11 protein-coding genes are annotated in these 10,817 nt (G+C 69.0%); 1 reads left to right on the top strand and 10 read right to left on the bottom strand.

Annotation, left to right across the window (positions count from 1 at the left end; genetic code table 11):
- Positions 1-16: 16 nt before the first annotated feature.
- From fliE to hmgA, 10 genes are all read right to left on the bottom strand, one after another.
- Entirely contained in the window at positions 17-343 is a 327-nt protein-coding gene (gene fliE / locus ALSL_RS03500) for a flagellar hook-basal body complex protein FliE (RefSeq protein ID WP_126536475.1), read from the bottom strand.
- A gap of 268 nt (positions 344-611) precedes the next feature.
- Complete coding sequence (locus ALSL_RS03495) at positions 612-2,033, bottom strand: sigma-54 dependent transcriptional regulator (RefSeq protein WP_126536473.1); 1,422 nt, start codon at positions 2,031-2,033, stop codon at positions 612-614.
- Positions 2,034-2,491: 458 nt separating this feature from the next.
- Entirely contained in the window at positions 2,492-3,052 is a 561-nt protein-coding gene (locus ALSL_RS03490; protein ID WP_126536471.1) for a PilZ domain-containing protein, read from the bottom strand.
- Positions 3,053-3,114: 62 nt separating this feature from the next.
- The gene (locus ALSL_RS03485) at positions 3,115-3,417 is read right to left on the bottom strand and encodes a flagellar protein FliT (protein ID WP_126536469.1); all 303 of its coding nucleotides are present in this window, start codon (positions 3,415-3,417) and stop codon (positions 3,115-3,117) included.
- A complete protein-coding gene (gene fliS, locus ALSL_RS03480; RefSeq protein ID WP_126536467.1) occupies positions 3,414-3,833 on the bottom strand; it encodes a flagellar export chaperone FliS in 420 nt (139 codons plus the stop codon). Before fliS ends, ALSL_RS03485 begins: the two co-directional genes overlap by 4 nt.
- A gap of 11 nt (positions 3,834-3,844) precedes the next feature.
- Complete coding sequence (fliD, locus tag ALSL_RS03475) at positions 3,845-5,317, bottom strand: flagellar filament capping protein FliD (protein WP_126536465.1); 1,473 nt, start codon at positions 5,315-5,317, stop codon at positions 3,845-3,847.
- A gap of 375 nt (positions 5,318-5,692) precedes the next feature.
- A complete protein-coding gene (locus tag ALSL_RS03470; RefSeq protein WP_126539992.1) occupies positions 5,693-6,451 on the bottom strand; it encodes a helix-turn-helix domain-containing protein in 759 nt (252 codons plus the stop codon).
- 25 nt (positions 6,452-6,476) lie between these two features.
- The gene (hemN, locus tag ALSL_RS03465) at positions 6,477-7,883 is read right to left on the bottom strand and encodes an oxygen-independent coproporphyrinogen III oxidase (RefSeq protein ID WP_126536463.1); all 1,407 of its coding nucleotides are present in this window, start codon (positions 7,881-7,883) and stop codon (positions 6,477-6,479) included.
- A 97-nt stretch (positions 7,884-7,980) separates the two neighbouring features.
- Positions 7,981-8,967 (bottom strand): fumarylacetoacetate hydrolase family protein, encoded by a 987-nt coding sequence (locus tag ALSL_RS03460; RefSeq protein WP_126536461.1) that lies wholly within the window; start codon positions 8,965-8,967, stop codon positions 7,981-7,983.
- 32 nt (positions 8,968-8,999) lie between these two features.
- Positions 9,000-10,307 (bottom strand): homogentisate 1,2-dioxygenase, encoded by a 1,308-nt coding sequence (gene hmgA, locus ALSL_RS03455; RefSeq protein ID WP_126536459.1) that lies wholly within the window; start codon positions 10,305-10,307, stop codon positions 9,000-9,002.
- 111 nt (positions 10,308-10,418) lie between these two features.
- Between hmgA and ALSL_RS03450 the strand changes: the two genes are divergently transcribed.
- Entirely contained in the window at positions 10,419-10,808 is a 390-nt protein-coding gene (locus tag ALSL_RS03450) for a DUF5362 domain-containing protein (RefSeq protein WP_126536457.1), read from the top strand.
- Positions 10,809-10,817 lie beyond the last annotated feature (9 nt).

Genomic DNA, 10,817 nt, shown 5'->3' with positions numbered 1-10,817 from the left:
AGGCGGGAGAGCCGGCTCACACCGGCATGTTCATGATGTCCTTGTAGGCCTGGACCAGCCGGTTGCGCACCTGCACCGTGGCGTTGAAGGCCAGATCCGCCTTCTGCACCGCCACCATGGTGCGCCCGAGATCGACGCCCGGATCGCCACGCTCGAACGCCGCCGCCATCTGCCCGGCCTCGGACTGGCTCGCTCCCACCGCCGCCAGCGACTGCTTGAACAGCGCGCCGAAATCGGCGCCCTGCGCGGCGGGTGTGGCGGCCGCGGGCGTCGCCGGCAGACGCATCTGGGTGGAGAGCTGGCGCATCTGGCCGAGCAGGCTGTCGATGTCGATCGCACTCATGACGGTTTTCCAACGCGTGACGACTTGTCAGCAGGGTGAAAGCACGAGCCGTGCCAGCGATTGGTGCCGATGCGCAAAGAGCCCGCGCAGCCTGGGGGGACACCGCCCACGGCGCCGACCAACGGCCACGCATCGCCGCGGCACCCCGCAGCGATGCGTTTTCCCCGGATGTCGCGCCCGGGGCACCGGCGCTTTCAAGACAGCACGCCGGCCTGGCGCAGGGCCGAAAGCGGCGAGATGCCGTGTGGAGCGCCTGCCCCACCCCGTCTCAGGCCGCCAGGCTGCCCTGCAGGCCGTACTTGCGCAGCTTCTCCACCAGGGTGGTGCGCTGCATGCGCAGCAGCTTGGCCGCATGGGCGACCACGCCACCGGTGGCATCCAGCGCCTGGCGGATCAGGCCGACCTCGATATCGGCCAGATGCTCCTTGAGATCCAGCCCGCCGTCGGGCAGCAGGGACGGCTCGACCGTCACCGCCGCCGGTGCGCCGATGGCGGGGCGCGCCTCGTCCATCAGCGCCAGCAGCGCGGCACTGCGCACCGACTCGTCCGCCGCGGGGCCGCGGTATTTTTCCGGCAGGTCGGCCGCGCGCACCTCGCCGTGCGGATAGAGGATGGCCAGCCGCTCGACCAGGTTGCACAGCTCGCGCACGTTGCCCGGCCAGGCGTAGTGGCGCAGCGCCTCCAGCGCACCGGCGGCGAAACGCACCCGGGCCAGGCCGCGCCGCGCCTGGCGCTGGTTGAACTCCTCGATCAAGAGCGGCAGGTCTTCCAGGCGGTCGCGCAGCGCCGGCAGCTCCAGCGGGAACACGCTCAGGCGGTAATAGAGATCCTCGCGGAAACGGCCGTCGGCGATCGCCTGCTCCAGGTTGCGGTGGGTGGCGGCGATGATGCGCACGTCGCAATGCAGGGTCTTGTTGCCGCCGACGCGCTCGAATGAACGCTCCTGCAGCACGCGCAGCAGCTTCACCTGCATAGGCAGGCTCATGTCGCCGATCTCGTCCAGGAACAGCGTGCCGCCCTCGGCGAGCTCGAAACGGCCCTTGCGCGTGCCGATGGCGCCGGTGAAGGCGCCTTTCTCGTGGCCGAACAGTTCGCTCTCCAGCAGTTCGGCCGGGATGGCCCCGCAATTGATCGCCACGAAGGGGCGGTCACGGCGCGGCGAACAGGCATGGATGGTGCGCGCGACCAGTTCCTTGCCGGTGCCCGATTCGCCGAGCACCAGCACGCTGGAGTCGAACGGCGCGACCTGGCGGATCAGCGCATTGACGCGCGCCATCGGCCCGGATTCGCCGACGAAGCGCAGCGCGCCCTGGCGCGGCGTGCCGACGAGGCGCGCATGCAGGTCGCGCAGCGCCTCGGCCAGCGCCTCGTAGCGCAAGGGAAAGGCCAGGCTCGTCGCGCGCGCGGCGAACGGCGCGCCGGCTGCGGCCAGCCGGTCGCGCCAGGGCGAGTCGTCGGCACACAGCAGCGGCACGTGCGCGGCGGCCTCGCCGAGCCGTTCCAGCTGCCGCTGCGCGCGCGCCTCGTCGAAGATCGTGCCGACGTAGAGCAGCCGCCAGTCAGCCTCGCCCGGCGCGGAATCGCCGCCACATGCCGACCATGGCCGATAGCCCAGAAAATGCAATGCAGCCAGGATCGCCTGCGCCCGCTGCGCATCGTCTTCGATCACCAGGACATCGAACTTGTTCATGACTTTGCCACCCCTGCAGAAAATGCACTCGCCCGCCACGCGGGTCGCCGGCGATGCCGGCCGCTTGGCGCCAAGGGAGCAAGAAGAAGGCCATGCGCGGTGCCGGACGATGGACGCGGCGCGTCACTCGGGCACGGCCGCGGCGCTGCGGTCAGGCCTCCATACAGCACGCAAACCCGCGTCGCGACGGGGAAATCGCACCGATCGCGCGGGTGACCCTGAGCGACAGTCGGGCCATGCCAACAAAAAATTGGCGGCGTCGGAAAATTTTCATGGCGCAATGCGCATCACGCACCGCTTGTGATGCGTATCACACTCAAGCCTCACGCCCATCCGCGCGTCATTTCCTCGAATGTGACGCGGCTCGTCCATGACGTATCGAGGTGACGCAAAAGGCCACCTGAAGACGCCTCTGCGGAGGTTTTCAGCGGACCTGGGCGACGCCGATCGCCGGCCCTTCAGCCACCCGGATGACGCACGTCGGCCAGTTGACGCCGATGGTGGCGGAACACGAAGCGCTCCAGCGCCTCGACCACGGTCTCGCCCGGATGGACGAAACGCAGAAACCGCTGGCCGGCGCCGGCGCCGTCTTCGACTTCGCAGTCGAGTTCGAGCGGCAGAGCCAGACAGGCGTCGAAACTGAGCAGCAGGCGGCCGTGCCGGGCATCGTCTGGCACCAGCGGATCGGGCACTTCCGCGCCCACCGCATTGAAACGCACGCGCTGGCGCTGGGGCAGCCCGTGGGCCGGCGCCAGCGCATGGGTGACGATCTCGATCAGGAGATTGAGCTTGGCATCCATGCGGGCAAGCTCCTGCGCGGTGGCGTCGTCCAGCCGGTCGCGTTCGTGTTCGGCGCGCCGCTCTTCAAGCAGCTCGATCGCGCCGAGCAGCCGCGCGTTGCGCTCGGCGAGCAGACGCAGCTGACCGCCACCGGCGGGCGTGGCCGCCTCGAAACGCACCGGCAGCGGACCTTCGAACATCATCCGCTGCACGAACTGGGCATAGGCGCGATCGGACATGGACGAGATCCTCCTGGCGCGGGACGCGAAGCGCCATGGTAAGCGCGCCGGCGCCGGCCGGCTCAACCGGCCAGGTCGACGTAGGCGCGCAGGGCCTGGTGCGCGTGCTGATGACGGCCAAGCGCGGCGGCGGCGGCGGCATGCGCCGGCTGCAGCTGCAGGCGCACCTGCTCGTTGTGTTCCAGCAAGGCCTCGAGCAGCTCGCGGCTGCGCCGGTCGGGCCGGATCGGCCCGCGTAGCAGCGGCTGACGCTCGCTATCCAGTGCCGCCACCGTCTCCCACAGGCCGTCCTTGGCGGCGATCACCATCGCCACGCTCAAGGAGAGCGCGCGCTCGAGCGGATCGTCCTCGTGCCCGGCGTTCATGCCGCGCTGCCCTGGCGGCCGGCGAGATAGGCGTCGCGGATGCCCTGCCAGCCTTCACGCACCGGCTCGAGCAGCGCGCTGCATTCGGCGAGCGCGGCGTCGTCGTCGTTGAGCTGGCCGATGAGCAGGCGCCGGGTGATGTAGTCGTACAGCGCATCCAGCCGGGCGGCGAGTTCGCCGCCGACTTCATGGTTGAGACTGCCGCGCAGCTCGCCGACGATGGCGATGGCCTTGGAAATGGCGGTGCCCTTGCCGGCGACGTCGCCGTGGCGGATGTGACCGCGCGCCTGGGCGATGCGCTCGATGGCGCCATCCAGCAGCATGCCGGTCAGGCGATGCGGATCGGCGTCCTCCACGCTGCCCTGGGTCCGGGTCTGCTGATACAGCGCACTGGCCCGCGAAAAACCGTAAGTCATGGGTTTCTCCTTCAATTCTTGCTGGTGTAGGTGGCTTCCAGTTGCTTGAGCGCACCGGTCAAGTAATTGCTGGTGTTGGTCAGCGATGACATCAGCGTGTCGAGCGCGCTGTATTGCTGACGCAACTGCGCCTCGTACACGCTCATGCGCGCGTCGAGTGCCGCGGAGGCCTGGCCCAGCTTGGTGAGCTGCTGCTCGATGCTGGCGGTGCGCTGGGCGATGATGCCGCCGCTGCCGTTCAGGTCGTCCAGCACGCTGTCCAGCCGGGTGGCGTAGCCGTTGCTGCCGGCAAACAGCTGCTGTACCGCGTCCGGGGAGGACTTGATCGCGGCGTCGAGCTTGTCGCTGTCCAGCGCGAGGGTGCCATCGGCATTGCGGGTGATGCCCAGCGCCGCCAGTGAGCCGATGCTGTTGCCGCTCACCCGACTGTTCAGCACGCCGTTGATCTGGCGCTGCACCGCCATCAGCGTGCTGTCGCCGAGCAGGACGCCGGCGGTCCTGGTGGTGTCGTCGTAGCTGCTCAACGTCGCCACCGTGCCCGCATAGCTGTTGTAGGCGCTGACGAAATCGGACACCGCGCTCTTCACCGCGTCGGTGTTCTGGCTCACGGTCAAGGTCGCGCTGCCGGTGGCGGCAAGATCCAGGGTGACGCCGTCGAGCGCGCCGCTCACCGAATTGCTGGCGCTGGTCACCGGAATGCCGTCGATGCTCAAGCTGGCGTCACTGGCCTCGCTGCTGCCGGGCGTGCCGAGCTTGGCCGCCAGGGCGCTGAGTCCGGCGCTGCTGTCGGCGCTGGCGCTGATGCTGAAGGCGTTGGCTACGCCGGTCTTGGTGGAGCTCAGCAGCAGCTGCGCGCCGTTGGCGCCGTTGACGATGGCCGCCTGCACGCCCGGATTGCCGCTGGCGCTGTTGATCGCCGCGGCGATGGTAGACAGCGAATCGGTGGCCGACACGGCGATGTCCACCGACTTGCCGCCGACGCTGATCGTCAAGGTGCCGGCGCCGGGGGTGCTTCCCGCCGGGTAGGCGTCGCTGCTGCGCTTTTGCGCGGCGGCCAGGTGATCGACGCTGATCTGGTAGATGCCGGGACGCGCGCTGGGCAGCGTGCGGGTGCTGCCCAGGGTGCTATCCGACAGCGTCGCGGTATAAGTCTGGTACGTGGTATCCGAAGCGAGCTTGCCCAAGGCCGTACGCAGCGAACCGAGCGCACTGCCGAGCGCGGTCAAACCCGCCTCCTGGGACTGCAGCTGGGTGGTGCGGGCGTTGATCTGCTGCGCCGGGCCGGCCTTCTTGGCATTGACCAGCGCGGTGACGATCGCATCGACGTCCAGCCCCGAGCCGATGCCCGCCGAGCTCAGCACCGCACTGCCGGTCGAGGTGCCGGTCGTGCCCGTCGAGGTCGTGCCCGCACTGCTCGCCCCCGAAGTCGAGCTGGTGGCGGTGGTGCCTGCACTGGTGCTGGTAAGGCCGGAGATCGAAGTCATGATCGCGATCCTGGAAAAGACACTTTGGCGAAGCCGACGGTCCCTAACGGACCTTTTGCCTGCCATAGGCAAAAGCCGGGCCAACCGCCAGGAAGCCCTTCGCTCGCGGGCGTCATGGCGCCAAGACTCAAAAAAAGCCTGCGCGATCCTCGCCTTACCCGGCATCCAGCCTGCCCCTTACATCGGCCGCGCCGTTGCAAGCTTGAATCGGCAAGACCGGAAGTGCGGCGCCATGCCGCCGCTTGGCGCCGGGAAACGGTCACCGACACGCCACGGCGTCATGGAATCGGCAGCGGAAAGCATGGCCGCAGGTCAAGACCGGGGCCGGCGCGCGGGATGCGTACGGGACAGGACGGGGAAAGACGCCTTGCAGGATCAGCCGGGCAAGAGGCTCTGGCCGATGGCGCGCAGTGCCGCCGGTTCGCGCAGGGTCAACGCCCGGCCTTCGATCTCGATCAGGCCCTGGCTGCGGAAACGGCCGAGCACGCGGCTCACCGTCTCGGCGGCCAGCCGCAGGTAATTGGCGATGTCGCCGCGCGACATGCTCAGGCTGAATTGGGTGCCGGAAAAACCGCGCGCCGCGTAGCGCTCGCCAAGGTCGACCAGGAACGCCGCCATGCGCTCGTCCGCGCTGTGGTCGCCGGCGAGCAGGCTGGCGGTGCCCAGCTCCTTGCTGAGCAGGCGGAACAGATGCTGCTGCACCGCCGGCAGGCGCGCGGCGAGCGCGCTCATCGCCGGGAACGAGAAGCGGCAGAAATAGGCCGTCTCCAGCGCCACCGCGTTGCATGGGAACTGGTCGGGATAGATCGCATTGAGGCCGATCACCTCCCCCGGCAGATAGAAACCCAGCACCTGTTCGCGACCGTCCTTGTCGACCAGGCTGGTCTTCACCGTGCCGGCGCGCACCGCGAAGATGGCGCGGAACGGATCGCCGGTGCGGAACACATGCTCGCCGGCGCGGAACGGCCCGACGTGTTCGACCAGGCAATGCAGCGCCGACAGTTCCGGCTTGCCGTAGCCCACCGCCAGGCACGCGCCGGCGAAGGCGCAGGTGCGGCAGAAATGGGCTTCATCGCCATCGTCGGCGATCGGGCTGAGTGGCGCGGGCAAGCGCCCCGGATGGCTGGCAGGCATCGTGAGCACGCAGCGAAAAACGCCTTCAGATGGTACGGGAATAGCGCGCCGGGGTGGACGGCTGCTCCAAATAGGCGTCGAAGCACATGGCGATGCTGCGCAGAAGCAGCCGCCCGCGCGGCGTCACCCGGATGCTGCGCTCGTCCAGGGTCACCAGCCCGTCCTCGGCCAGGCGTTGCAGCCGGGTCAGCGCAGGCTCGAAGTAGTCGGCGAACACCAGCCGGTGGCGCTGACCGAAGTCGAGCATGTCCAGCTCGCCGTGGCACATCAGCTCGCCGATCAGCGCGCGGCGGATCAGGTCGTCCTCGTCCAGTTGCAGGCCGCGCACGACCGGCAGGCGGCCGGCGTCTAGCGCGGCGTAGTAGCCGACCAGATCGCGCGCGTTCTGGCTGTAGCAGTCGCCGATTCGGCCGATCGCGCTCACGCCCAGGCCGACGATGTCGCAGTCGCCGTGGGTGGAATAGCCCTGGAAGTTGCGCTGCAGGGTGCCGGCGCGCTGGGCGCGGGCGAGTTCGTCGTCGGCGCGGGCGAAGTGATCCATGCCCACGTACACGTAGCCGGCGGCAGTGAGGCGCTCGAGCGCGCGGCCGAACAGGGCGAGCCGGGTGGCCGCATCGGGCAGTTCGCTGGCATCGAGCCGGCGCTGCGGCTTGAACAGCTGCGGCAGATGCGCGTAGCCGTACACCGCCACGCGATCCGGCGCGAGCGCGATCACCTGGTCCAGGGTGCGGGAGAAGCCCTCCACGTTCTGCCGCGGCAGGCCGTAGATCAGGTCCACGCTGACCGAGTCGATGCCGGATGCGCGCGCGGTATCGACCACCACGCGGGTCTCCTCGAGACTCTGCAGGCGATTGACCGCGGCCTGCACCGCGGGGTCGAAATCCTGGATGCCCAGCGAGATGCGATCGAAGCCGAGTGCGGCGAGCCCGCGCACATAGTCGGCATCGGCAAAACGGGCGTCGAGCTCGATGCCGAACTCGCGCGCGCCGGGATCGGCGAAGTTGAAATGCCGCGCCAGCGACGCCATCAGCTCGCCGAGCCGGGCAAGATCGAGGAAATTCGGCGTGCCGCCGCCGAAATGCAGCTGGCGCACGGGGCGGTCGCGGTCGAACAGCGGCGCGATCAGGCCGATCTCGCGGTACAGCCGTTCGAGATAATGATCGGCCTTGGCGATATCGCGGGTGATGATCCGGTTGCAGCCGCAGTAGAAGCACGGGCTGGCGCAGAAAGGCACGTGCACGTAGAGCGAGAGCGGGCGCGGGATCGGCTCCTCGTTGGAGGCCTGGATCGCCGCCCGCAGCTCGCGCTCACCGAAATCGCCGCGAAAGTGCGGCGCGGTCGGGTAGCTCGTATAGCGCGGTCCCGCCGTGTCGTAGCGCGCGATCAGGTCGGGATCGAATTCGGGTACGGCGATGGCATGGACCTGGCTCATGGCCGCGCAGTGTGGGAAGCGCGCCCGCAGCGGGTGTTGACGCCGGTCAAGACCGGCCGCGGTCGTGCGCGGCGGGACGGTTTGCCGCAGGCGGCGTTCATCCCCGCTGCGGCGCGACCGTCTGTTCGATGGCGCCGAAGACGGACCGGCCGTCGCGATCGAGCACCTCGATGCGGACGCGGTCGCCGAATTTCAGGAACGGCGTGACCGGCGCGCCGTCGCGCAGCGTCTCGATCGTGCGCTGCTCGGCCAGGCACGAGGCGCCCTTGGCGGTGTCCTGGTTGGCGATGGTGCCCGAACCGACCAGGGTGCCCGCCGCGAGCGGCCGCGTGCGCGCCGCGTGCGCGATCAGCTCGGCGAAGCTGAACTGCATGTCCGTGCCGCAATCGGGTTCGCCGAACCACCGGCCGTTGATGAAGGTGCGCATCGGCAGGTGCAGTTTCGCGCCACGCCAGGCGTCGCCCAATTCGTCGGGGGTGACGAACACCGGCGACAGCGCCGAGCGCGGCTTGCTCTGCAGGAAGCCGAAGCCCTTGGCGAGCTCGCCCGGGATCAGGTTGCGCAGCGAGACGTCGTTGACCAGGCCGACGAGCTGGATGTGCGCGGCGGCGGCCGCCGGCGTCACGCCCATCGGCACGTCGTCGGTGACCACCACCACCTCGGCCTCCAGATCGATGCCGAAGGCCTCGTCGGGCACCACGATGGCATCGCACGGACCCAGAAAACCGGCGCTGGTGGCCTGGTACATCAGGGGATCGGTGTAGAAGCTCGCCGGCACCTCGGCGCCGCGCGCGCGCCGCACGCGCTCGACGTGCGGCAGATAGGCCGAGCCGTCGACGAACTCGTAGCCGCGCGGCAGCGGCGCGGCCAGCGCGTTCACATCCAGCGCGAACAGACCCGACGCGCTGCCGTCCTCGACCTCGGCGTACAGGGCGTTGAGCCGCGGCGCGACGCGGTGCCAGTCGTCCAACGCCACCTGCAGCGTCGGCGCGATGCCGGCCGCGCGCGCCGCCCGCGACAGGTCCCGCGAGGCCACGATCAGCGTGCCGTCGCGGCCGCCTTGCTTGAGAGTGCCGAGTTTCATGCGACCTCGCTTGCGTGCTGGGCGGCGGCCGATCAGGGCCGCGCCGGATCGAACATCTTGCGCAGACCCTGCCAGCAGCGCCAGTAGTCACGCTGCAGCTGCGGCGAGTCGAGCGCCTGTCGGGTGACGCGCAGCGCCTTGCGCGTCTCGAACATGAAGGCCATGGTGTGGGTGAGATGGTCGGGCACCGTGGTGTCGGCTGCGCTCGCTTTTTCAAAGCTCACCGCGTCCGGGCCATGCCCGCTCATGCCGTTGTGGATGCTCATGCCGCCCGGCGCGAAACCGCCGGCCTTGGCGTCATAGGCGCCCTCGATCAGACCCATGAACTCGCTGGCCACGTTGCGGTGGAAATACGGCGGGCGAAAGGTGTGCTCGGCGACCAGCCAGCGCGGCGGGAAGATCACGAAGTCCATGTTCGCGGTGCCGGGCGTGTCGCTGGGCGAGGTGAGCACGGTGAAGATCGACGGGTCCGGATGGTCCACGCTGATCGAGCCGACCGTGTTGAAGCGGGTGAGGTCGTACTTGTACGGCGCGTAGTTGCCGTGCCAGGCGACCACGTCCAGCGGCGAGTGGCCGATCCTCGCCTGCCACAGCGCGCCGCCGAACTTGGCGATGAGGGCGAAGTCGCCCTCGACGTCCTCGTAGGCCGCCAACGGCGTGAGGAAGTCGCGCGGCAGCGCCAGCGAATTGGCGCCGATGGGGCCCAGATCCGGCAGCTTGAGCAGCGCGCCGAAGTTCTCCGCCACGTAGCCGCGCGCCACCTCGTCCAGCAGTTCCACGCGAAAACGCACGCCGCGCGGGACCACGGCGATCTCCAGCGGCGCCACCTCGAGCACGCCTAACTCGGTGGCCAGCCGCAACCGGCCCTGCTGCGGCACGATCAAGAGCTCGCCATCGGCATCATAGAAAAACCGCCCTTCCATCGAACGGTTCGCCGCGTAGACGTGGATGCCGATGCCGGCCTGCTCGTCCGGCCCGCCGTTGCCGGCCACGGTGACCAGGCCATCGAGGAAATCCGTCGGTGCCGCGGGCAGCGGCCACGGATCCCAGCGCAGCTGGTTGGGCGTGGCCAGGGCCTCGTTAAAACGGTTGTGGAAAGTCGCGTGATCGCGCGGCGCGAACGGCTCGTGCATCACCGCCGGACGGATGCGATAGAGCCAGCTGCGCCGGTTGGCATGCCGCGGCGCGGTGAACGCGGTACCGGACAATTGTTCGGCATAGAGACCGTGGGCCACACGCTGCGGGGAGTTTTGCCCCACCGGCAGCACGCCGGGCAGCGCCTCGCTGGCGAACTCGTTGCCGAAACCGGATTGATAACGCCACTGCCCGGACACCGTCATGACCGCCTCCGATCCTGGCCCGCTCCGAAAGCGGCGCCATTGCCGTTAATCTTGCGCTGGCCGCGCCAAGGGGGCGCGGCATCGACAGCCATCACTTTCAGGGGAAACCTCATGACGGACGCCTTTTCCGCCCTCGGCCAGGCCGCGCCCGGCCAATCCGTACGCGATCTCGCCCAGCCGCTCGCTTCGGGCAAGGGCTGGATGAAGTTCGTGGGCATCATCTTCATCATCCAGGGCGCGCTCACCGCCATCACCATCGTCGGCATTCTCGTCGCCTGGCTGCCGATCTGGATCGGCGTGCTGCTGCTGCAGTCCTCCAGCGCCATCGAACGCGCCCAGTTGCAAGGCGATGCCGCCGCATTGAAGGAGTCGCTGGCCAAGCTGCGCACCTATTTCGTCATCCAGGGCGTGCTGTATCTGGTCGGCATCGTGCTGATGGTGGTCTATTTCAGCTTCTTCGCCTCGATGCTCGGCGCCATGATGCACGGCTTCCATGCTTGAGCCGGATCG

The sequence above is a fragment of the Aerosticca soli genome, assembly GCF_003967035.1.
Classification (GTDB): Bacteria; Pseudomonadota; Gammaproteobacteria; order Xanthomonadales; family Rhodanobacteraceae; genus Aerosticca; species Aerosticca soli.
This window is presented reverse-complemented; position numbering and strand designations above follow the sequence as displayed.

Coding starts and splice junctions, on each gene's coding strand:
- fliE (WP_126536475.1), bottom strand. CDS start 343: ATGAGTGCGATCGACATCGACAGCCTGCTCGGCCAGATGCGCCAGCTC.
- ALSL_RS03495 (WP_126536473.1), bottom strand. CDS start 2,033: ATGAACAAGTTCGATGTCCTGGTGATCGAAGACGATGCGCAGCGGGCG.
- ALSL_RS03490 (WP_126536471.1), bottom strand. CDS start 3,052: ATGTCCGATCGCGCCTATGCCCAGTTCGTGCAGCGGATGATGTTCGAA.
- ALSL_RS03485 (WP_126536469.1), bottom strand. CDS start 3,417: ATGAACGCCGGGCACGAGGACGATCCGCTCGAGCGCGCGCTCTCCTTG.
- fliS (WP_126536467.1), bottom strand. CDS start 3,833: ATGACTTACGGTTTTTCGCGGGCCAGTGCGCTGTATCAGCAGACCCGG.
- fliD (WP_126536465.1), bottom strand. CDS start 5,317: ATGACTTCGATCTCCGGCCTTACCAGCACCAGTGCAGGCACCACCGCC.
- ALSL_RS03470 (WP_126539992.1), bottom strand. CDS start 6,451: ATGCCTGCCAGCCATCCGGGGCGCTTGCCCGCGCCACTCAGCCCGATC.
- hemN (WP_126536463.1), bottom strand. CDS start 7,883: ATGAGCCAGGTCCATGCCATCGCCGTACCCGAATTCGATCCCGACCTG.
- ALSL_RS03460 (WP_126536461.1), bottom strand. CDS start 8,967: ATGAAACTCGGCACTCTCAAGCAAGGCGGCCGCGACGGCACGCTGATC.
- hmgA (WP_126536459.1), bottom strand. CDS start 10,307: ATGACGGTGTCCGGGCAGTGGCGTTATCAATCCGGTTTCGGCAACGAG.
- ALSL_RS03450 (WP_126536457.1), top strand. CDS start 10,419: ATGACGGACGCCTTTTCCGCCCTCGGCCAGGCCGCGCCCGGCCAATCC.